Here is a 22,722-nt window from a genome sequence, read left to right on the forward strand (position 1 = left end):
AATCAGTATTATGGCTAATAAAATGCAAACTAAATATAGCTGCTTTTAATTAAATTTGATAGCAACGTTGCGCGTTTTTATAACTAAGCTGTTGCCATAAATTGTGACTTTTACATAGCGCAAAATGACTTTGCCAACACTGCTGATAGCTTGCGTTTATTTGGCACACAGGGAAGTTGCTAGCAAACATAATATGCTGATGGCTAAAGTGCTTAGTAATAAAGTCAAAACAGTATTGGCGCTTCGTTTGAAGTGATTCGCATAATAGCTCAAATCCTGAGAACTTAATAAAGCAGTTGGGTAATTTTGCAAGCTGGCAAATATTAGCTTGCCACAGGGCTAAGTTATTGGGTAAGCCTGCGTGATTTATTACAATTTTTAAATCCGGAAGTTGCTGACAATAGTTAATCACTTGCTGGCTAATAGCGCTATTTTCAATATTAAATTGTGCTTCAAACACCAGTTTTTGCTGGCTTAAATGATCAAGGTTTGCAAGGCAATTTGAGCTTAGTAAACGTATAGCATCATCACCTTCAGTTATATCTCTAATGCCAACTAGACTGGGGTGGCATTGAACACCGAGTGCGTGTGAAAAGTCGTTGAAGGGTTTATCAATTTGAGCATAGCTGACGGCTTTGTATTTATGCCCTGCTAAGTGTTTTGCAAGCCAAGTCAGCTCGTTAACTGGCTGGCGATTATCAAAGCCAGCCTCTATGTGTACAAGAGCCGTTAACTCAAATGGACAAGCTTGCTGAAGCTGTGAAAACGAGCTGGGTGTTTTAATGATTTCAAGGTTTGGCCAAGCGGGTGGGGTTTCGCCTTGTAACCATGAGTATTGACCCTCATTAAGGTTAAAAAAATGCACATGAGGATCAATTATTTTTTCACTCATTGGGTGGTGTAACCACCGTCTATAGTTTGTAAGCTGCCGGTGATAAAGCTTGCCTCGTCACTGATTAAAAAATTAACTAATGCGGCAACATCTTCAGGTTGACCTAAACGTCCAATAGGTTGCTGCGCGGCTTCCTCGGCAACGATATCGGCTTTATTAGCGCCACTTTTGGCGCAGTAAGCATCAATAGCGTTATGAAATAACGGTGTTTCAACTGTGCCCGGACACACTGCATTGGTACGAATATTAAATGTAGCGTAATCAAGCGCGGTGGTTTTTGCTAAAGAAGCTAGCGCATGTTTTGTTAAGTTATAAGCAAATGAATTTGGTTTGGCTATAATTGCTTGATCTGATGCGACTAAAATAATTACGCCGCCTTGCTGGGCTTTCATTGTCGGTAGTACGGTGCGAATGGCGCTGTATGCGCCTTTCACATTGAGGGCAAATAATGAGTCAAAAGTTGCCTCGTCAGTTTGCTCTATGGTGGCACTTAAATGGCGGCCTGCGTTTGATATAAGTGCATCAATTCGGCCTGTTTTAGCAATAACATGTTCAATAGCTTGCTGGACCTGTTTAACATCACTGACATCACACTTTAGCCAATTCCCCTCAACTTCATTAATATCGAGGTTAAACACTTGATAATTTTCTTTTGTTAAGCGCTCTACAATAGCGCGGCCAATGCCTTTACTACCACCAGTAACGATTGCAACTTTATTCATTTAATTTTCCTCAGCTTTTTAGTGGTTTTGGCCACAGCCACCTTCGCCGTGAACATGGCCATGAGAAAGCTCTTCATTGGTTGCTTCACGAACATTGATAACTTCTACATCAAAAGTCAGTGTTTTGCCGGCAAATGGGTGGTTTAAATCACAATCAGCATTAAAACGACCGACCTTGACGAGTGTAACTTGGTGGCGACCTTGATTTGAATTAACAATGGCAGTCATCCCGGCTTTCCATACTTTGGTATCGCCTTGTAAGTGCTTAAGTGGAATACGCTGAATTAAATCATCAGCACGCTCGCCGTACGATTCAGTTGGTTTAAGAGTAACACTAAAGGTGTCACCTGTGGCTTTACCTGTAAATGCTTTTTCAAGTCCAGGTAGCATGCCTTGGCTGCCGTGAATATATGACAGTGGCTCAGCATCTTTACTGGTTTCTACCTGTTCGCCTGCTTCACTTAAAGTGTAATGAAACTCAACCACAGAATCTTTATTAATTTGCATAATATTCTTTTGTTATACTACTTGTTAATGCGTAATTTTACGCTAAATAATAAGCTTTATAAACTAGGGCATGTTTATCTTTCTTTAATCCTGAAAATAGACTTTTATTGTTGGTAGGCTGATGCTTTGGGGTAGTTTGCTATAGTAAGCAATACGTTTTTTTAAAGTGCCATTAAGATAAAAAACCGTCATTGCTAATTTATTGGCTATGTATTTTTGTCGAAGTTTGCTTGCGAACACTTCATTTTTATTTTAAGCCGTGCTTTGACAGCCCAATAAAAGCATTAAAATAGCTAATAAGGCACTCAATGCAATCTTTAAAAAAGCTTAGTAAAACTATTTGCACAATAACAAACCTATCCATATTCCTATTTTAATTAAATTAATAATCAGTTAATGCATTCTAATGTTCGACGTTTTAGCGCGCTTAAGTCCAGCTTGAAGGAATATCGGATATATTTTTTTGGATATTTCGTCGCGTTCATAGGTGGTTGCAAAATGGCTTGGAAAAGTCAATTGCAGCTGCTCAAGTGATTGCTCAGGTGTTTTTTGAGCTGTATCTAATAGAGCCTGTAAAAAGCTAATTGGTTGGGTTAGTTGAGCTTTTTGTAGTGCTGGTCCGTGGCCAGGTAGTAATTTTTTTATGTTTTTATTTTGTTTTATTTTCTTAAGTGCCTCAAGCCAAGAGGCTAAATTACCCTGCCCAGGATACGGTAGGTAGTCAATAATATCGCCGCCTAATAACACGCCTTCTTGCGAGGCAAATAAAGTTAAGTCGGCATTAGTTTGGGCTTGGTAAGCTTTAAGTTCTACTGGGTAATTACCTAAATCAAGTGTAAGGCTTTGGTCCACCGTTATTGCTGGTGGTTGTAATGAGTATTTTCGAAAGCGCAGTAAGCGTTTTTTAGCTTTATTAAGTTTAGTGCGCCAAGCTGCTTGTTGTTCTTTTGGCTGTTCGGCTAAACGCTGGTAGCTTAACTCTATACTTTGCTCATAACTGTCTAGCTTGTCAGTGAATGCAGTTTTCACGCTATTGAATTCTGCATTAATTGCAGAGTGCACAATTAATTTTGCATCTTTAAAGTAGTGTTGTAATACAGCCATTCCAAGTAAATGATCATCATGATAATGACTGGCAACTAAATAGCACAGTGGCGTTTTGAGGCGTTTTTTTAGTTTAACTACCATCCGTTCTACGTTGCTAAAATCACCACTGGCATCAAATACCAGCGCGCACTCATCGCCTTCAATAACTATTTGGTTAGAATCATAAAAGCGCAGCGGTTCAGGCTGTTGTAAAAAGTTTATGTGTGGGGTTATTTGCTGCCAAGTTACTGCATTTATGGGTAAGCTTATGAAGATAACAGCACTTACTATGAGTTGTTTTTTTAGCATGATAAAAAAAGGCGATGACACGACGCTTAGCCAATCGCCATTAGCGGTGCAAGCATGTTATTTATCACCTAAATAATCGGTGAGTTTATCAATAAGTAGATCTTGCTGGTGCTCGGCTGAAATTTGCTGATTTTTAGTCTCAAGTAATTCGTGGCTAATATTAAGCGCAGCCATGAGTAGTGCTTTTTGGTCGTTACGGACAGCGGAGCGTTGCTTCATTTGGTCAACTAAGTCATTAAGATGTTTTGCTGCTGCGATCAATGCGTCTTCTTGCCCTTTAGGGCAAGCAAATTGCTGCTCTTTACCGAGCAGCTTTACCATAACTCGCTGATTTTCCAAATCAGACATTAGCTTGCCTGGTTAGCGCTTTGCAACTTGTCTAGTAAACCTGCTAATGCTGTATTGGTTTCTTTTTGCTTTTCGTCGCTATCAAGTACTTCAAGCTGTAATGTTTCATTTTCATCAACCAATTTTGAATGCTGAGCTTTTAGCTCATTAAACTGGCTTTCAAGTTGATTGTTACGACTAATTAATTGGTCGATCAGTTGTTCGAGTTGAGGAAGAGTGTCGTTGTTCATTAATGCGCTCATATAACTGTGATTAAAGTCTTGCAAATGTAAAACAAAGTTACTTGATATGCCAGCATTTACGCTTGTTTTAGCTGATTTTTATTTATAATTAAGGAATAATTCAGCTATTATGCTTTTTCATTCAGAAATGGTTCACCTTCAGTTGCCAATGCACAGTGCTTATGGTTCACTACTTTTATCAACTAGTTCATAGCGAAAATAAAATATGCTCAGTTACCGACATTCATTTCATGCGGGAAACCCTGCTGATGTCCTCAAGCATTTAGTACTGGCCGAAGTGTTAAATTACCAAACAATTAAAGATAAGCCTCTTGATTATATAGACACTCATTCAGGAGCTGGCTTTTTTGAGCTTGCCAGTAGTGATGCCCAAAAAACACAAGAGTACCAAGAAGGAATTGCTAAGCTGTGGCAACATACTAGCGATAATGAAGGGTTGAATGACTACATTTCGTTGATTAAGTCTTTTAATCATGGGCAGCTTGAGTTTTATCCGGGGTCACCTAAAGTTGCAGAGCGTTTTTTACGTCGTCAAGATAAAGGGTGGTTTTTTGAGCTTCACCCACGAGATTTAACCTTGCTTGAAGATAATATGCAAGGTAGGCGCTCTATTCGAATGCGTGGTGAAAACGGCTTTGCTGGTTTAATTGGTTTATTGCCACCGGCTTCACGGCGAGCTTGCGTGCTAATTGACCCTCCTTATGAAGTGAAAGACGATTACGACACGGTGATTAAAACAATCGTTCAAGCATACCAACGATTCGCTACGGGTACATATATGATTTGGTATCCAGTGGTTGACCGAGAGCGCATTGAGCGTATGGAGACGGGGTTAGTTGAGTCGGGAATTCGTAATATTCAGTTATTTGAACTAGCAACCGAGGCAGACACGGATGTACATGGTATGACTGCGTCAGGAATGATTGTAATTAATCCGCCCTGGAAGCTAAAGCAAACTATGGATAAGGTGTTGCCTGAGCTCGTTGAGTTACTGAGCCAACCAAGTGGTTTTTATCGCAGTGAGCTGCTGGTAGACGAGTAAAGTACCTCTGTTAAAACAAAACGCCCAGCAAATTAGCTGGGCGTTTTTAGTTAATAGATATTAATTAGTTTAGGTGGTTTAGTTAAAGTACGTGGCTTTAAAAGTAGCTAACTGCTCACCTTCTTTATCTTTTAAAATCAACGATTCACCACTAATGTGCCACTGTGTGGCATTATTTAATACACTAGACATTGCCGCTTCTTGATCCATGTTTTCATGACACATTTTTTTAGTTGCAGCTATGTGATCAAAGGTTACTGTCTGTTCGCTCACTTTATAACTACCGCTAAAGTTATTACAACCTAAAAAGCCATGTGCCTTATCGTCATTACTAAATTGAATGAATGGTTCTTTTGTAGTAACAGTGACATCATCACCCGCTAGAGTGATTGCTTTCCAGTAGGTATTTGCTAAATCTACATCTGGTTTTTGATTTACTTTTGTTACCACAATTTTGTATGGATTAGTTTGTGCATCTGCTGCAAAAGGATCGTTATTGCTGGTTGTGGTGTAGAGAAGCTCACCATTATTTTCAATACGCGCGCTAATACTATAGCTTAGTGATTTATTAATTTTATTGGTATCGTATACTAGATCTACCGTGTAAGGAGGAGCACCATTTAAATCAATAACTTGCTGGCTAATAGTGGTTGCTTTAGTGTCCATTTTAGATACGTCTACAAGCGTTACTTTTAGCTGCGAATTAGGTGCAACCATGCTGCGATCTAGATAACTGACTTCTGCTGTTATTGTCGCTGTTGATTCTACTTGCGTTGATTCTGCAGTGTTTTTAGTATCATTACATCCAGATAATAGTAATGCACCCGTAGCTAAAAAGCTGAGCCCTGCTACCGACTTTAACATTGAACTTGGCTTACGCTTAAACATTGTTGTTCCTTTAATAATAACTGGATAATTTTGTAGAATGATAGTAACTAGTTACTTAATCAATACTTAATTAAGTAATAGAAATCAGCTAATTGTTGTTAAAATGCATAAAAAAGGGTGCTTATACACCCTAAATAAATGTTCATTTTTTAACATATTTAGTTAGGATAACAATTCGCTGGCCGTCAACGCGCCCTTCAATATGCTCGGGGTTACTGGTTAAGCCGATATTACGCACTGCGGTGCCGCGTTTTGCTGTAAGGCTACTGCCCTTAACATCAAGGTCTTTAATTAGGGTTACCGAATCACCCGCTTGTAAAGCAACTCCATTGCTGTCTACGTGTTTAATATCATCTTCTTCTGCTAGTGCAATTTTGGCCCAAGTAAGCGTTTCTTCTTCTAAGTAAATCATATCGAGTGCATCTTGCGCCCAGCCGTTATCAGCTGCTAAACGTGCAAGCATTCTGTAAGCCACTACTTGCACCGCAGGTACTTGGCTCCACATACTGTCGTTTAAGCAGTGCCAGTGATTTGGGGTCAGCTTTGCGTCATTTTCGATTTGGCTTTTACAGGTTTGGCAAGTATAAATACATTTATCTGAGTGTGCTTCTGTAACAGGCGGTACTTCATATACACTAAGGTTGTCTGTTGAACTACAAAGCTCACACTGATTATTACTACGTTCGATTAAGGCTTGTTCAATGCTCATATTGGGGTTCTATAAGTTTAAGGAGTATTTTTCGCTATTATAGCAATCATCAGTAAAATGCGAAATAACCTTATTTGCAGTGAGGGTATTTTCATCATGTTATTTTTGTCTAGGTAATGATTATAAACTTAACTATACTCAGATAAAGCAAGTTATTTGATTGCTAACATTAATAAATCCATTGGACTTTACTTAAAGTAGTACGTTAACGGGAACCTAAATGGCTAAAGAGGGTGTTTTGGAGCCAATTCCAAAGGTAGTAACGCAGTACATAGCAAGGCAGCCTATCTTTGATGCTGAGCAAAATCTTTATGCGTACGAACTGTTGTATCGAGACTCTACCGATAATGCTTTTCCTATGGGCACCACCGATGGACAAGCTACTGGACGACTATTTTTTAATGCGTTGATGCTGATTGGTCTTGAAAAGCTGGTGGCTAATTACCCTGCATTTATTAATTTTTCGTCGGATGCTTTACTTGAAGGTTTTCCAAAGCTTTTACAGCCTAGTAACACCGTTATCGAGATAGTTGAGCGCGCTGATAAAATCGCAGAAGTGGCGAAGCGAGTTAAAGCATTAAAAAAAGAAGGTTATTTGTTTGCACTTGATGACTACGATGGTGATGAAAAATGGCAACCATTACTGCCTCTAGTTAATTATATAAAGCTGGAAGTTGTTGAGCCGGTTATAAAAACGAATATGGAAATCAGAAAGCTCAAGCAGCTTTATCCTGATGTAAAAATAGTTGTTGAGCGGATTGAAACGCATCAACAATTTTTACAGTTAAAAGCAGCAGGATGTGACCTATTTCAAGGTTTTTTCTTTTCTCGCCCTGAAATGCTTTCTTATTCTAATATTGAGCCCTCAAAATTAGCTGTGTTCGAACTGTTACGATGTACCTCTAATACCAATATTAACTTTGACCAAGTCCAGCAAAAGGTATCTCGAGATGTAGGGCTTACAGCAAGGGTATTAAAGTTAGCTAATGCTCGTTCTGGTAATAAAAACTTGGTTATTAAGTCTATTTCGCAAGCCGTTACTTATTTAGGCGAAGATGCTATGCGGCAATTTATTCGAGTGCTGGCATTAGGTGAGCTAGGTGTTGATAAACCCTCTGAACTTACTAAAACTGGATTAATTAGAGCATACTTTATTGCATCTATTTTAAGCCTTGGCAGTAAAGAAATAGCTGAGCAAGGTTATTTAGTCGGATTAATGTCGGTACTCGATGCCATATTAGATATAGAACTTGATGCCATAGCCAAAGAGTTTACTTTAGGAGCAGATCTTTCTAGCGCATTACTTAGTTTTGATGGCGTGTTAGGCGGCGCACTTCAATTAGTTAAAGCTGTTGAAGAAGAAAATTGGCCGTTAGCTACTAAATTGCTTGAAACCATCCGTCCTGCATCTGGTATCGATGAAGTGCATAACACTATGCTAAGTGCGCGGAAATACGCTGACGAAGTGCTAGCTTCTATGATTGCGTCTGGCTGAATTCACTGTGGCTATGTCTTTCGCTATAATGAGATTCAATTATTGTTTATGAGTTAAAGTTATGCGTTCGTTATTTAGTGTGTTATCGGTGATTATTGCATTAGGGTTATTACTTCCAGGGGTAACTCAGCCCGTACTTACGCTTGAGGGGAAAATTGATAAATCAAAGCTAGCGCAAACCGGCATTAATATGTTGGCCGACGAAGGTAACCACAATACTCGTAATATGTTGTCGATGGCCTCAAGTATGCTTGGCCTTGATAAACTTGAAGGTGAAGTGAGCGCTTATAAAAAAACGCGTAGTATTTGGGGAACAGTAAACGAGTTGGCCAAAAATAATAATTACTTAGTTGCCGTCTTGATTGGGCTGTTTTCAATTGTGATCCCGACGCTAAAATTACTGATGCAATTACTGCATTGCTTTTTACCCGTGAGTAGATTTAAGCAAGTGCTCGGTCAAGTTATACAAGGCTTAAGTAAGTGGAGTATGGTGGACGTATTTGTAATTGCCTTAATTGTGGCGTATTTAGCGGGTAATGCGGATGGCCAGATGGGGGAATTAATTAATGTGGATGCTGAGCTTGGTGTTGGCTTTTGGTATTTTACTGGCTATTGTTTATTTGCTGTTGCTGCGAGTCACTTGATTAGTGTTGAAGAAAAATAGTTAAACATTTGTATTAACCAGCAAGTTACCATAAACTTCGCTGAATATTGAGTCTGCCTTATAAAAGGTGTTTTTTGCAGCGCATTTACCTTAGTTTACTGACACTTTGCTTGTTACTCACTTTAGTGGGTCAAGCTGTTACGTCTGTATCTATGGTGTGTGAAATGCCGCATATGAGCCACAGCCAGAAAAATAATAACAGTGAAAACCAACATAATATAATGTCTGCGGGCATGATGAATATAGACTGTTGTGATGATGACACCATTGTAAAAAAAGAGTGTGGTTGTCCTGCAAGTGCGTGTAATGCGCATTCAATACTTAATATCGAAGCTTCATTTTTACTTGCTTTATCAGCATCTGAAAAAGTACAGCTTTACCTTCCCCAACATCAACACCTTATAACACGATCTTTATATCGCCCCCCTATGTCTGCGTAATTGCAGGATAGGTGTGTTCAAAATTTATAATATATCGATTTAACACTTCTTTTCTGCCTCTGAATTAATCATTTTTTAATTTTAGTGGAGTAAGTGATGAATCACTTCAGCGCAGTAAAAGTCAGTTTCTTTGCTTTAATGCTTGGAACTGCAATTTCCGTACATAGTAATCAAAAACAAAGTAATGGGCTTAGCCTTGACAAAGCGCTTACCTATGCGCTCAGTAACGAGCCTTGGCTGAGCGCCAGTAAGCATCGCCAAGCAGCCGTCATTGCACAAAGCCTAGTTGCTGGCACCTTACCCGATCCTGTACTCAGCGTGGGATTAATGAACTTACCTACCGGTGGTTTTTCTTTAGAACAAGAAGGCATGACCCAGCTAAAAGTAAGGCTTAGCCAGAAGTTTAGCCGCGGCAATAGCCTAGAATTGCAGCAGCAAGTATTAGCTCAATCAGCACAGCAATACTCCTGGCTACGCGCCGATCGCGTTGCTCAAGTAAAAGTGATTGTGATTGAGTCATGGCTAAATGCCTTTCGAGCTCAGCAAAGCATTAAGTTAATTGAGCAAGATAAAAGCTTATTTACTCAGCTTATTGATATTACTGAATCAAGTTATGCCAGCTCAGTGGGTAATACTCGCCAGCAAGATATTATTCGTGTTCAATTAGAGTTAACCCGATTGGAAGACAAACTTATCGTGCTTGAGCAGCAGTTCGAAAGTGCTAAAAAACGCTTAACGCAATGGCTTCCAATATCTATGTTAACGCAGCCTGTCAGTGCTAAGCGTCAAGATATCGCAGCGCTTGTTGATTTTGAAAACCTTGATCTTTCACAGTTAATGTCACTATTAATGGCGCATCCGGCAATTGTTGCGATTGATAAAACGGTATCTGCAAAGCAAACCGAAATTACACTAGCTGAGCAAAGTTACAAGCCACAATTTGACGTGAATATGGATTATGGCTATCGCGATGATACCCAAATGGGCGACTCCCGAGCTGATTTATTCTCTGTTGGCGTGAGTATTGATTTGCCCCTGTTTACCGATAAGCGTCAAGATCAGCAAGTCAATGCTGCTATCGCTAGTGCTGAGGCGGTAAAGACCGATAAATTAATTGCGTTACAAAAGTTAAAAGGTATGTATTTTAAAGAGTTTAGTCAGTTGGCTAGATTAAAAAAGCGTGGCGCGCTTTATCAAACTTCATTACTGCCACAAATGGCAGAGCAAACACAAGTCACTTTAAATGCGTATACCCGTGATTACGGTGAATTTTCCGAGGTTATGCGTGCACGTATCAGCGAACTAAACGCTAAAATTGATGCGTTAAATATCAATATTGATCAACAAATTATTATTGCCCGCCTGAATTATTATGCCAGTAGTAAAGATGCTGCAGTAATGCGTGAGCAAAGAGCGGAGCAAAACCATGAACTCTAATATTAAACTATTAATTGCAGCCTTAGTCGGTGCGGGGCTTGCTGGTCTTATGCTTAACTTTATGCATGCGACACCCCCTATGAGCGAAAACCACGCTGATAAAAAGCCGCTTTACTGGGTTGCGCCAATGGACAGTAATTATCGTCGTGATGAGCCAGGCCAGTCTCCTATGGGAATGGATTTAATTCCAGTTTATGAAAAAAGTAGCAGCTCAGCACAAAATGACCCTGGTGCCGTCACAATTTCCCCTGCCGTGGTTAATAACTTAGGTGTTAGAACTGCAAAGGTGCAGCTACAAGCTTTGCAAAGCGAAGTGAAAACTGTGGGGTATGTGCAATATAACCAAGATCAGCTTGTGCATATTCACCCGCGCGTAGAAGGCTGGTTAGAAACGTTATTTGTTAAAGCTGCTGGTGAGCAAGTAGCGCAAGGTGAGCCGTTGTATACGTTGTACTCTCCGCAATTAGTGAGTGCTCAAGAAGAGTTTATGTTAGCGGTTAATCGTAATAACACAGTACTTATTCGCGCCGCTAAAGCTCGCTTAAAATCATTGAATGTATCAGACGGCTTCATTGAGCGTTTACAACGTAATAAAAACATTATGCAAAATATTACTTTCTATGCACGTCAAAGTGGTGTCGTTGAAGAGCTCAATATACGCGAAGGCTTTTATGTTAAACCTGACACATCGATGATGAGTATTGGCAAGTTGGATGAGGTGTGGGTTGAAGCTGAAGTATTTGAACGCCAAGCCGAGCTTATTAGCGTGGGTTTACCTGTCACTATGCGTCTTGATTACTTAGCCGGACAAAGCTGGCAAGGGAAAGTGGATTATATTTATCCGACGCTTGATGCTAATAACCGTACCCTACGAGTAAGGCTGCGGTTTATTAATAAAGATCACCAATTAAAGCCCAATATGTTTGCTCAAGTAACTATTCATGCCAAATCTGATGCCAAGCAGATGATTGTGCCTAGAGAAGCTGTGATCCGCACCGGGAGTCAAAATAGAGTTGTAGTGGCGTTAGGCGAAGGGCGCTTTAAATCGGTGGCAGTAAAACTTGGCCGCAGTGATAGCAATAATACTGTTATTTTAGCTGGTCTTAAACATGATGATGAAGTGGTGATCTCTGCGCAATTTTTAATTGATTCTGAGTCGAGTAAAAGCTCCGACTTTAAACGCATGCAAGCTCCTATGAAAGATAAAGCAATGACAGATATGAAAAGTAATAGTCGCAGTATGAAAATGGCCAACTCAGCCACTGTAAATGGCACCATTAATAGTATTAATAAAGCCCAGCGCACAGCTACCATTAACCGTGATGCTATACCAAAATGGCAGCGCGATTCTGCCATCATGGAATTTGTATTTGCTGGCAATATTGATTTAGAAAACCTCAGTGCAGCGCAGCAAGTAAGTTTTACCTTTAGTTTGCAAAACAGCGAGTTTGTTATTAGTGATATTAACCCTTTAATGATCATGCAACCGCATGATGCGCACTAGGAGGTAATATGATAGCTGCAGTAATACGTTGGTCTGTTACTAATCGCTTTTTTGTACTGTTACTTACAGCCATAGTGATTGGTGGTGGGATTTTTTCAGTAAAAAATACCCCCGTTGATGCTTTGCCTGACTTATCAGATGTACAAGTCATTATAAAAACCTCATATCCAGGGCAAGCCCCGCAAGTAGTGCAAGATCAAGTCACATTTCCAGTCACTACTGCGATGTTGTCGGTACCGGGCGCTGAAACAGTGCGTGGCTTTTCATTTTTTGGTGACTCGTACGTCTATGTCATTTTTGACGAAGATACTGACTTATATTGGGCGCGTAGCCGGGTTCAAGAATATTTAGGTCAAGTGGCAAGTCGTTTACCACAAACAGCTAGTGCGGAGCTTGGCCCCGATGCAACCGGTGTAGGCTGGGTTTATTTATATGCGTTGGTGGATAAAACCGGTCAGCACGATATTAGTCAACTACGAAGCTTACAAGATTGGTTTTTAAAATTTGAATTACAAACCGTACCGGGAGTATCAGAAGTTGCCTCAGTGGGCGGCATGGTTAAGCAGTATCAAGTAAGCGTTGAGCCAGATAAGCTGCGCGCTTATGGTATACCGCTGAGCTTAATTCAAACGGCTATTAAGCAAGGTAATCAAGAAATGGGCGCATCAGTACTCGAAATGGCTGAAGCTGAATATATGGTTACCAGTACAGGATATATTCAAAGTATTGCTGACTTAGAAGCGATACCGCTGGGCGTTAATGCCAATGGCACTGCACTGCAGCTGGGAGATGTAGCTGATATTCGCCTTGGGCCACAAATGCGTCGCGGCATTGCCGAGCTTAACGGCAAAGGCGAAGTAACTGGTGGCGTAGTGGTCATGCGCTTTGGCGAAAATGCGCAAAAAACCATAAAACGGGTTAAAGAAAAGCTTGAGACTCTAAAAAAAGGCTTACCGGATGGCGTTGAAATAGTTTCCGTTTACGATCGTTCAAATTTGATCAAAAATGCGGTAGATAACCTCACCAGTAAATTACTTGAAGAGCTTGTTGTTGTAGCGCTAGTGTGTGTGGTGTTTTTGTTTCATGTGCGCTCATCATTGGTGGCTATTATTACTTTGCCACTGGGTATTTTAACTGCATTTATTATTATGTATTGGCAAGGGATTAATGCCAATATTATGTCGCTTGGTGGTATTGCCATTGCTATGGGGGCCATGACCGATGGCGCTATTGTGATGATTGAAAATATGCACAAACACATGGAAAAAACGCCACTAACCGACGAAAACCGCTGGCAAGTTGTTACTGATGCTGCAAGCGAGGTGGGCCCAGCTTTATTTTTCAGTTTGTTGATCATTACTGTAAGTTTTATGCCGGTATTTATTTTACAGGCCCAAGAAGGGCGGATGTTTTCACCTCTGGCGTATACAAAAACCTATGCTATGGCCGCCTCTGCAGGGCTTGCTATTACTTTAGTGCCAGTATTAATGGGCTATTTTATTCGCGGTAAAGTGATTTCAGAGCATAAAAACCCAGTTAATCGCTTATTAATCGGCGCTTATAAACCATTATTGAGTATGGTGTTGAAGTTTCCAAAAATTACCTTGCTGGTCGCTCTGTTGGTCACGTTAATAGGTTTTTATCCGGTTAATAAAATAGGTAGTGAGTTTATTCCGCCGCTTGATGAGGGCGATTTAATGTATATGCCGACTACTTATCCTGGAGTTTCGATTGGTAAAGCGCGAGAAATACTGCAACAAACCGATAAATTGATTGCGACGGTGCCAGAGGTGCTCACTGTCTTTGGTAAGGTTGGACGTGCTGAAACCGCCACAGATCCAGCACCACTGACCATGATCGAAACTTTTATTCAACTTAAACCTAAAAGTGAGTGGCGAGAAGGTATGACACTCACTAAATTGAAAAAAGAGCTGGATGGCTTAGTTAAATTTCCGGGCTTAACTAATGCGTGGGTAATGCCAATAAAAACGCGAATTGATATGCTCGCAACAGGTATTAAAACTCCAGTGGGCATTAAAGTTGCGGGACCAAAATTAAGTGAAATTCAAAAAATTGGTCAACAAATTGAAATGTTACTTAAAAACGTACCCGGTACTGCCTCGATTTACTCAGAACGCGTTGCTGGTGGGCGTTATATTAAGGTTGATATTAACCGTGATAAAGCAGCCCGCTATGGCTTAAATATTACTGATGTTCAACAGGTTATATCAACCGCGATTGGTGGTATTAATGTCAGCCAAACCATTGAAGGGCAAGAACGTTACCCTATTAATTTACGCTACCCGCAAGACTATCGAAACTCACCAGAAAAACTAATGCTATTGCCAATTGTTACTCCACTAGGACAGCGTATCGCCCTCGCTGATGTCGCCGATGTGTTTATTGAAGATGGACCGGCGGGAATAAAAAGCGAAAATGCTCGCTTAAATGGCTGGAGTTTTATTGATATTGAGCATACTGATATTGGTAGTTATATTCAAAATGCTCAACAAATACTACACGATGGGTTAGACCTGCCTACTGGTTATTCCATTACTTGGGCGGGGCAATATGAGTATATGGAGCGCGCCAAAGAAAAGCTCACTTACGTATTACCACTTACTTTAGCTATCATTACTGTACTGTTGTACCTCAGCTTTAGAAGCGCTGTAGAAGTCGCTATTATTATGGCAACTTTACCGTTTGCAATGATTGGTGGTATCTGGCTAATTTACTTTGAAAACTTTAATTTTTCAGTGGCAGTGGGGGTTGGGTTTATTGCCCTTGCTGGCGTAGCTGTTGAAATTGGCGTTATTATGCTGGTGTACTTAAATCAAGCTTATAAACAAAAGTGTAAAGCCGCCGCAGAGGCTGACCAAAACCTAAGTTGTATAGAGCTTAAGCAAGCTATTGTTGAAGGCGCCGGCATGCGCGTACGTCCAGTAATGATGACTGTGGCCACGATAACTATTGGTTTGCTACCTGTACTTTATGGTACTGGAACAGGCAGTGAAATAATGAGCCGCATAGCAGCTCCCATGGTTGGCGGCATGCTAAGCGCCATAGTGCTTACTTTAGTCGTTCTGCCTGCTGTGTATTTATTATGGCGCAAGCAGAGCTTAACAAAGTCGTTTTACTAAATGCCTAACTTAGCCTGAGCCTATAAAAATTACTCGTAGTGTGTAACTTATGCTAATTGAAAGATAAATTTATTTTTAAGTGGTTGTTTTTATGCGTTTATATTTTGGCTCGATTTTCGCTTTATAAATGTACGAATGCTTTTTTAAGTAAGGAATACGCATGCAAGTTAAAACTATTAATGAAGTTTACGATTGGACGGTACTATTTCATACTCAAATGGCGGCCAATTTTTATAGCATAAAAGACATGCTTAATGAGCACGACGCTATGCTCGCAGACTATCTTGTGGAGTATGAAAAAAAGCTCGCAGAAGATTTAGCGGCATTTAAAGTGATTACCGAAATAAATACGTTAGATACTTATTGTTATGAGTATTTCGCTGAACATCCTGATTTAATTACTTTTACAGATTTGGATAAGGACACGCGCCCTGATGAGCAAGAGATTCAGCGTTACTTAACAAGTCAGCATAAAAAAGTGGTTAATTTATACGAGTACTTGGTTGCTCGAGCTGAAACCGAAACTGGTAAAGAAAAGCTCGAGCAGTTATTAGAGCTTGAAAAGCAAAGCTTAAAGCAGATGATGCAAAGCGCTAACCGTCATATGGATATGTGATAGCCAATAGATAAGTTTAATAATTACCCAAGGCGCTAATAAGAGCATACAGTTCTTGTTAGCGCTATTTAGCGTTTAAACTATTAGCGTATAAATTGTGACTCCAAATTGAACCGGTACTTATTTCATTCTGATATACAGGTTTAGATAAATATAAAGGATTATAAAGTGACATTAATTAGCATGATAAACGTGCCACTGCTACAACAGACTTCGTTATATATCTAGCTGCCTAGTTGTTTTCTTCTACGTCTACAATCAAATCGGTGGTAATGGCTTCAAGTCCAGCAATAACATCTTCTTTGTTCATACCTTTGGGTAATTCAACCGTTGCTACAGCACTAAAAATAGGTAAGCCCCAATTAGGAGCACTTTGCTGTTTTGAACTTAAGTGGGTGATAGTTGCGCCTTTATGACGAATAACGCTGGCAAGCTCTTGTACTATACCTGGACGGTCATTACCGGTGATCACAAAATTAAGCTCCTCAGCTTGATTTTCAGTTAAGGTATCGTCACCAGCTTCAATACGTACCTCGAGGCTTTCTAGGCTATGCAATGCATCCTGTAGTTCCTGTAAGTGCTGCTCAGGCACCGCAACTTCGATAATCCCCGCAAAGTGCCCAGCTAAATGACTTAGGTTACTAGTTAGCCAGTTACCATGATGGTTTAAAATAGCCGATGAGATATCTTCGACAAGCCCTTGGCGGTCGAGTCCTAAAATAGTAATTACTAATTGCTTCATATAAAAATCTCTTTAAAAAGGCCTTAAAAATAAATGCTAAGACGTAGATGATTGAATAATTGTTGTTATTTTCATACCCAATTAATCAGAAACTAATGGATATACAGACCGAGTTGAGTATTGACTCAGTTCGCACATTTGTCCAATTTTTTACTGATAAGTTTACCGTAACAACAATCTAGTCGTTGTATGAATATCATCGCATTAAGCTAATCTTCTGTTTCTAATAAAAAAGTTCTTAGTTAAAAGTGCCTTCTTAATTTCTTTTAGTTATTAACTATATGAATTTTATATATTTACTCAGCCAAGTGGGCCACTTCAGTAACCTGCTAGGTGTAGAAGATTATGACGGCTGTAACAATAATGTCATCTTGATGCAATATACTGCCGATAACGTTAAGATCTAAAGGTGTGTTGATGACTTCTCATCCGAATAAAGCGACTTTTAATACGGATAAGAGCCGCTTATTTAAAGACCGGTTTGCCCAGTTTGGCATTACCGCCGGTGGGGGAATGGTATTAATAGCATTGCTGTTAATATTCTTTTATCTACTTTATGTAGTACAGCCTATTTTTGAGTCTGCAAAAATTGAAAAGCGTAACAGCGTTATGCTTAGTAATATTGAACAAGTAGTTGGACTTGGTGTTGAAGAACAAACTGAAATTGCGTACTTGTTAAATCAACAAGGTCATGTTGATTTTTACAGCGTTAAAGATGGTTCATTCGGTAAAAAAATACAAACTTTGCCTGTTAACCTGACGGCTGAAGTTAGCAGTTTTGCCAGTAGTGCTGCTTTTCAGGGGCAATATGCTTATGGTCTTGAAAATGGTTCGGTTGTCATTGTAAAACCGAAATTTCAGGTTACCTTTCCTAATAACGAACGCTTATTGACTCCTCGCTTAGGTTATCCTCTTAGTGAAAAAGCCCTTGAAGTTGATCCAGAAGGTAAAGCGATTAAAAAGTTCGCTTTTAGTCACTACGAAGATAAAACCGCCGTGGTCGCATTGACTGCTGACGAGCGTTTATTGTTTAGTAGTTTTGTTGCCGAAGAAAACATGTTTACTGGCGAAGTCGATTGGGTGGTTGAGCGGACTGAACTCGCTGTTGATGGACGTGTCGATGAAGTATTAATATCCCCTAATAATACCCGTGTCTTTGTTCGCTCTGCTAATCAAGTTTATGTTTACGATACCCGTTACCCTTCAGAAGTCGAGCTAATTCAAATGCTTTCAGCGAATGAAGAAAACGCCAATATCGTTTCGGCTCAGCTTCTTGCTGGCGCTAATTCACTTATGCTCGCTAATGATAATGGCGAAGTTTCGCAGTGGTTTGAAGTGAACACCGATAATGGCCGCGAGTATCAAAAAGTTCGCGCTTTTGAAACGTCAAAACAGTCCAAGCTTAATATTTTTACTGAGTTCTATCGTCGTACATTTTTTACTACTAGCTCTAATGGTGAGCTAGGTGTTTATTACACCACCAGTGATGCAAAGTTATGGCAAGGTAAAGTCAGTGATGGCGCTATTCAAAACTTTGCTATTGCACCGCGCTCAAATGCTGCGTTGATTCTGGCTGATGGCAAACTTACGGTGCTGGAAATTCATAATGAACACCCTGAAGTTACGTGGTCCGCGTTATGGCAAGAGGTTTGGTATGAAGGTTATCCAGAGCCGGGTTATATTTGGCAGTCAACGTCGGCAAGTGATGACTTTGAATCGAAGTTTTCATTAGTGCCTATTTCGTTTGGTACTTTAAAAGCAGCTATGTATGCAATGTTATTTGCGGTACCAATTGCGCTTTCCTCTGCTATTTATACTGCTTACTTTATGTCGAGCAAACTACGTAAAGTAGTTAAGCCGACAGTCGAAATAATGGAAGCATTACCCACCGTTATTTTAGGGTTTTTAGCGGGTCTTTGGTTGGCGCCATTAATAGAAGAGCATTTACCCGCGATTGTCGGGTTACTTATTTTGCTACCTTTAGGTGTATTAGCAACAGCGCTGGTCTGGACTAAGTTACCCACTAAAATATTACATCGTATTCCCGATGGCTCACATTCAATTTTACTTATTCCGGTGGTGTTATTTATTGGTTGGTTGTCATTTGCTATGAGCGAAACCATCGAGCTTTGGATGTTTGATGGTAATGTTCGTCAATACTTAACCAATGAACTAGGTATGAATTTTGACCAACGTAACTCATTGGTTGTAGGCATTGCGATGGGCTTTGCAGTTATCCCAACTATATTTTCGATTGCTGAAGATGCGGTCTTTAGTGTGCCAAAGCACTTATCGAATGGGTCTCTCGCACTTGGCGCAACGCAGTGGCAAACACTAGTACGCGTAGTGTTATTAACGGCAAGTCCGGGGATTTTCTCGGCCATTATGATGGGGCTGGGTCGTGCTGTAGGTGAAACCATGATTGTATTAATGGCAACTGGTAATACTCCAATTATGGACTGGAGTATTTTCCAAGGTATGCGAACGTTGGCAGCAAATATCGCTGTTGAAATGCCAGAGTCAGAAGTAGGTAGTTCACATTATCGAATTCTATTTTTGGCGGCTTTTGTATTATTTATATTCACCTTTATTTTCAACACGGTAGCTGAGTTTGTTCGTCAGCAACTGCGTGATAAATACAGTTCAATGTAAGCGGAGAAACATGACATGATAAAGCAATGGTTTAAGTCTGGTTCTCCTTGGATATGGATGACCGGTGGTGCAGTTAGTATCAGTCTTATTTCAGTTTTAGGTTTATTAGCAATGATAGCCTGGAAAGGGTTAAGCTTCTTTTGGCCGTCAGAAGTAGTACAGTTTGAGCTGCAAGGTTCGGTAACACAACAAACTGTTATTGGCGAAATTTATGAACGAGAAATGGTGCCAAAGTCGCGTATTGAAGCAACCGGTATAGACTTATCTGATTACGATAAAGAGGAGTTAGAGCGCTTACTTATTAAAACTGGTAACCGTGAATATGTTGATCTTGATTTTCGCTGGATACTTGAAACGGATATCGAATCTAAAACAACGCCAACGGCACTTGCGGTTTTTGAGCGTAGTAAAAATGGTAATTTTTATGGTTATGTCGAGCAAGTAATTCAAGATGGCAAGGTGCTCAACGACAATAACATTGATACTTTATATGACTTAGTAGATCGTGCTGTTGAGCTGAACGAGCAAGCGCTAGATTTACAAAATGGTGATATTGGCCATATTAACTATGAGTTGGAGCGTTTACGCCTGCAAGAAAAGGCTTATGCCCTTGATGATGAGCTAACCGATGAACGAGTTGCTGAACTTGCCGCAGAGCGTGAAAAGTTACGCAGCGAATACGCAGTACTGGAAGATCAATTATTTGCGCTTCGTAAACAAGCTAAGCGTGACCAAGTAACTGTGCAAGATATGCGCGGTGAAGTGGTTACATTGCCACTATACCAGGTCTTAGATGTTTGGTTTCCAAATGATATGAGCTTTTTAAGTAAGCTAGGGCATTACTTTGTGCAGTTGGGTAAATTTGTTGCAGACGACCCACGTGAAGCTAATACTGAAGGTGGTGTGTTCCCGGCTATATTCGGTACTGTATTTATGGTGATGTTAATGGCTGTGATTGTTACTCCATTTGGTGTGGTCGCCGCTATATATTTACATGAATATGCTGCTAAAAATGCAGTGACAAAAATGATTCGTATCGCAGTGATTAACTTAGCTGGTGTCCCGTCGATTGTGTATGGTGTATTTGGCTTAGGCTTCTTTGTTTATGTACTAGGTGGCAGTCTTGATCAATTGTTTTACCCAGAAGCATCACCAAGTCCAGTCTTTGGTACTCCAGGGATTTTATGGTCTGCTTTAACGTTAGCTATTTTAACTTTACCGGTGGTGATTGTATCGACCGAAGAAGGGTTGTCGCGTATACCAAGTTCAGTTCGTCAAGGTTCACTGGCTCTAGGCGCGACCAAAGCTGAAACGTTATGGCGTATCGTAGTACCAATGGCAAGCCCGGCTATTATGACCGGTTTAATCTTAGCGGTGGCACGTGCCGCTGGTGAAGTAGCTCCACTGATGTTAGTGGGTGTGGTTAAAATGGCACCGACTTTACCCCTTGATGGCAACTTCCCGTATTTTCATTTAGATAGAAAGTTCATGCACTTAGGTTTTCATATATACGACGTTGGCTTTCAAAGCCCGAATGTCGAAGCGGCTCGACCGCTAGTTTATGCCACTGCGTTTTTATTGGTATCAGTGATTATAACGCTGAACATTACCGCTATTGGCATACGTAACCATTTGCGTGAAAAATTTAAATCGCTTGATTAATAATTAGTAAAGATTTTAAGGTAATAAAGATGATTAAAGTCGCTCCAAAAGTAACCCAATCAAACACGAGTTTGAAGTTGGACTTAGAAAATTTAAGCGCAGAGCAAACGACACTCGAGATCAAAGACTTAGATCTTTACTATGGTGATAAGCAAGCGCTTAGCTCAGTGAATATGAAAATACCTAAAGGTCAGGTAACCGCATTTATTGGGCCGTCAGGTTGTGGTAAATCAACGTTGTTACGCTGTATTAATCGCATGAATGACTTGGTTGATATTTGTCGTATTGATGGTGAAATTTTATTACATGGGCAAAATATTTATGACAAAAGTGTTGATGTAGCGGCTTTACGCCGTAACGTGGGCATGGTGTTTCAAAGTCCGAATCCATTTCCTAAATCAATCTACGAGAATGTGGTTTATGGCCTACGTTTACAAGGTATTAAAGACAAGCGCAAGCTTGACGAAGTGGTTGAACAATCACTGCGTGGTGCGGCACTTTGGGATGAAGTAAAAGATAGGCTACACGATAGCGCTTTTGGTTTATCGGGTGGTCAGCAGCAGCGTTTAGTTATTGCCCGCTCAATTGCTATAGAGCCTGAGGTGTTATTACTTGATGAGCCAACATCGGCACTTGATCCTATTTCAACATTGGTAATTGAAGAGCTGATCAACGATTTAAAAAGCAAATTTACCGTGGTTATAGTTACGCATAACATGCAACAAGCGGCGCGTGTTTCTGATCAAACGGCCTTTATGTATATGGGGGAATTGATTGAATATGCAGATACTAACACCTTATTTACCACACCTAATAAAAAGAAAACAGAAGATTATATTACGGGTCGTTACGGCTAAAGCCTGCGAGGAACAGTGTAAATATTTATAAGTAGGTAAACAATGGAGCACAATTTAAGCAAACATATTTCTGGTCGTTTTAATCAAGAGCTAGAGAACGTGCGAAATCATGTCTTAAGTATGGGAGGGTTGGTTGAGCTACAGCTAAATAGCGCCCTTGATGCAGTTAATAAAGGCGATGCGGCACTTGCGCGTAAAGTACGTGAAAATGACTATAAAGTAAACGCAATGGAGGTGGACATTGACGAAGAGTGCACTCGTATTATTGCTCGGCGCCAACCTGCGGCAAGTGATTTACGATTGGTTGTTGCGATTGCTAAAACCATTGCTGATTTAGAGCGTATCGGCGACGAAGCCGAACGTATTGCAAAAGTGGCGTTAGACTCTTTTACTAAAGACCAGCAAGATCTATTGGTTAATATTGAAAATATGGGACGCCAAGTATCCAAAATGCTGCATGATGTACTAGATGCGTTTGCGCGTATGGATGTAAAAAAAGCATTTGAAGTACATAAAGAAGATGCCAAGGTTGACCGTGAATACGAAGCAATTACTAGGCAAATTATGACCTACATGATGGAAGACCCACGCTCAATTCCTAAAATTATGGATTTAGTGTGGTCTGTACGTTCATTAGAGCGTATTGGCGACCGTTGTCAAAACATTGCTGAATACATTATTTATTTTGTTAATGGTAAAGATATTCGTCATACATCTCAAGAGGATATAGAAAAGTCATTATAATTTATGAGGCTTTTTTAATTATTA

At 40.2% G+C, this 22,722-nt stretch carries 21 protein-coding genes; 12 read left to right on the top strand and 9 right to left on the bottom strand.

The window, feature by feature from the left end:
• Window positions 1-49: 49 nt before the first annotated feature.
• The 6 genes from ACT3S9_RS01410 to ACT3S9_RS01435 form a co-directional block, all read right to left on the bottom strand.
• Window positions 50-892, bottom strand: coding sequence for an amidohydrolase family protein (locus tag ACT3S9_RS01410; protein WP_444750664.1), 843 nt, complete (start codon window positions 890-892; stop codon window positions 50-52).
• Window positions 889-1,614 (bottom strand): SDR family NAD(P)-dependent oxidoreductase, encoded by a 726-nt coding sequence (locus ACT3S9_RS01415; protein WP_441833916.1) that lies wholly within the window; start codon window positions 1,612-1,614, stop codon window positions 889-891. The genes ACT3S9_RS01410 and ACT3S9_RS01415 overlap by 4 nt, the downstream gene beginning before the upstream one ends.
• 18 nt (window positions 1,615-1,632) lie before the next feature.
• Window positions 1,633-2,121, bottom strand: a complete 489-nt coding sequence (locus ACT3S9_RS01420) for an FKBP-type peptidyl-prolyl cis-trans isomerase (protein WP_441833917.1) — start codon at window positions 2,119-2,121, stop codon at window positions 1,633-1,635.
• Window positions 2,122-2,514: 393 nt separating this feature from the next.
• Window positions 2,515-3,537: an MBL fold metallo-hydrolase gene (locus tag ACT3S9_RS01425; RefSeq protein ID WP_444750665.1), complete on the bottom strand. Its 1,023-nt coding sequence runs from the start codon at window positions 3,535-3,537 to the stop codon at window positions 2,515-2,517.
• 36 nt (window positions 3,538-3,573) lie between these two features.
• Complete coding sequence (locus ACT3S9_RS01430) at window positions 3,574-3,864, bottom strand: cell division protein ZapA (RefSeq protein WP_441833919.1); 291 nt, start codon at window positions 3,862-3,864, stop codon at window positions 3,574-3,576.
• Entirely contained in the window at window positions 3,864-4,094 is a 231-nt protein-coding gene (locus ACT3S9_RS01435) for a DUF904 domain-containing protein (protein ID WP_441833920.1), read from the bottom strand. Before ACT3S9_RS01435 ends, ACT3S9_RS01430 begins: the two co-directional genes overlap by 1 nt.
• 217 nt (window positions 4,095-4,311) lie before the next feature.
• On the opposite strand from ACT3S9_RS01435, the gene ACT3S9_RS01440 reads away from it, so the two are divergent.
• The gene (locus ACT3S9_RS01440; RefSeq protein ID WP_441993185.1) at window positions 4,312-5,148 is read left to right on the top strand and encodes a 23S rRNA (adenine(2030)-N(6))-methyltransferase RlmJ; all 837 of its coding nucleotides are present in this window, start codon (window positions 4,312-4,314) and stop codon (window positions 5,146-5,148) included.
• Window positions 5,149-5,226: 78 nt separating this feature from the next.
• Here the strand turns inward: ACT3S9_RS01440 and ACT3S9_RS01445 are convergent, their stop codons facing one another.
• Both ACT3S9_RS01445 and ACT3S9_RS01450 read right to left on the bottom strand, forming a co-directional pair.
• Window positions 5,227-6,036, bottom strand: a complete 810-nt coding sequence (locus ACT3S9_RS01445; protein WP_441994563.1) for an META domain-containing protein — start codon at window positions 6,034-6,036, stop codon at window positions 5,227-5,229.
• Window positions 6,037-6,178: 142 nt separating this feature from the next.
• Complete coding sequence (locus ACT3S9_RS01450; protein ID WP_441833923.1) at window positions 6,179-6,745, bottom strand: PhnA domain-containing protein; 567 nt, start codon at window positions 6,743-6,745, stop codon at window positions 6,179-6,181.
• A gap of 220 nt (window positions 6,746-6,965) precedes the next feature.
• On the opposite strand from ACT3S9_RS01450, the gene ACT3S9_RS01455 reads away from it, so the two are divergent.
• The 7 genes from ACT3S9_RS01455 to ACT3S9_RS01485 all read left to right on the top strand — a co-directional run bounded on the left by ACT3S9_RS01455 (window position 6,966) and on the right by ACT3S9_RS01485 (window position 16,041).
• Window positions 6,966-8,240 carry an EAL and HDOD domain-containing protein gene (locus tag ACT3S9_RS01455; RefSeq protein WP_441993697.1) on the top strand — a complete coding sequence of 425 codons (1,275 nt, stop codon included), beginning with the start codon at window positions 6,966-6,968 and terminating at the stop codon, window positions 8,238-8,240.
• Between the two features lie 61 nt (window positions 8,241-8,301).
• Entirely contained in the window at window positions 8,302-8,904 is a 603-nt protein-coding gene (locus ACT3S9_RS01460; protein WP_441833925.1) for a paraquat-inducible protein A, read from the top strand.
• Between the two features lie 74 nt (window positions 8,905-8,978).
• The gene (locus tag ACT3S9_RS01465; RefSeq protein ID WP_441996519.1) at window positions 8,979-9,344 is read left to right on the top strand and encodes a hypothetical protein; all 366 of its coding nucleotides are present in this window, start codon (window positions 8,979-8,981) and stop codon (window positions 9,342-9,344) included.
• A gap of 96 nt (window positions 9,345-9,440) precedes the next feature.
• The gene (locus ACT3S9_RS01470) at window positions 9,441-10,781 is read left to right on the top strand and encodes a TolC family protein (RefSeq protein ID WP_441992854.1); all 1,341 of its coding nucleotides are present in this window, start codon (window positions 9,441-9,443) and stop codon (window positions 10,779-10,781) included.
• Entirely contained in the window at window positions 10,771-12,285 is a 1,515-nt protein-coding gene (locus tag ACT3S9_RS01475) for an efflux RND transporter periplasmic adaptor subunit (protein ID WP_441996518.1), read from the top strand. The genes ACT3S9_RS01470 and ACT3S9_RS01475 overlap by 11 nt, the downstream gene beginning before the upstream one ends.
• 8 nt (window positions 12,286-12,293) lie before the next feature.
• Window positions 12,294-15,425: an efflux RND transporter permease subunit gene (locus ACT3S9_RS01480; RefSeq protein WP_444750666.1), complete on the top strand. Its 3,132-nt coding sequence runs from the start codon at window positions 12,294-12,296 to the stop codon at window positions 15,423-15,425.
• A 160-nt stretch (window positions 15,426-15,585) separates the two neighbouring features.
• Window positions 15,586-16,041, top strand: a complete 456-nt coding sequence (locus ACT3S9_RS01485; protein WP_441833930.1) for a hypothetical protein — start codon at window positions 15,586-15,588, stop codon at window positions 16,039-16,041.
• A gap of 232 nt (window positions 16,042-16,273) precedes the next feature.
• Here ACT3S9_RS01485 and ACT3S9_RS01490 read toward each other — a convergent pair whose 3' ends face one another.
• On the bottom strand, window positions 16,274-16,783 hold the full coding sequence (locus ACT3S9_RS01490; protein WP_441833931.1) for a glycine cleavage system protein R: 510 nt from the start codon (window positions 16,781-16,783) through the stop codon (window positions 16,274-16,276).
• A gap of 417 nt (window positions 16,784-17,200) precedes the next feature.
• Between ACT3S9_RS01490 and ACT3S9_RS01495 the strand changes: the two genes are divergently transcribed.
• Genes ACT3S9_RS01495 through phoU form a run of 4 tightly spaced genes read left to right on the top strand, consistent with a single transcriptional unit; the run spans window position 17,201 to window position 22,698 of the window.
• On the top strand, window positions 17,201-19,435 hold the full coding sequence (locus tag ACT3S9_RS01495; protein ID WP_441833932.1) for an ABC transporter permease subunit: 2,235 nt from the start codon (window positions 17,201-17,203) through the stop codon (window positions 19,433-19,435).
• A 15-nt stretch (window positions 19,436-19,450) separates the two neighbouring features.
• Window positions 19,451-21,097: a phosphate ABC transporter permease PstA gene (pstA, locus tag ACT3S9_RS01500; protein WP_441996512.1), complete on the top strand. Its 1,647-nt coding sequence runs from the start codon at window positions 19,451-19,453 to the stop codon at window positions 21,095-21,097.
• Window positions 21,098-21,126: 29 nt separating this feature from the next.
• The gene (gene pstB, locus ACT3S9_RS01505; protein WP_441833934.1) at window positions 21,127-21,954 is read left to right on the top strand and encodes a phosphate ABC transporter ATP-binding protein PstB; all 828 of its coding nucleotides are present in this window, start codon (window positions 21,127-21,129) and stop codon (window positions 21,952-21,954) included.
• A 42-nt stretch (window positions 21,955-21,996) separates the two neighbouring features.
• Complete coding sequence (phoU, locus tag ACT3S9_RS01510) at window positions 21,997-22,698, top strand: phosphate signaling complex protein PhoU (RefSeq protein ID WP_441996509.1); 702 nt, start codon at window positions 21,997-21,999, stop codon at window positions 22,696-22,698.
• Window positions 22,699-22,722 lie beyond the last annotated feature (24 nt).

The sequence above is a fragment of the Pseudoalteromonas sp. AOP31-A2-14 genome (genome assembly GCF_052378035.1).
Taxonomy (GTDB): Bacteria; Pseudomonadota; Gammaproteobacteria; order Enterobacterales; family Alteromonadaceae; genus Pseudoalteromonas.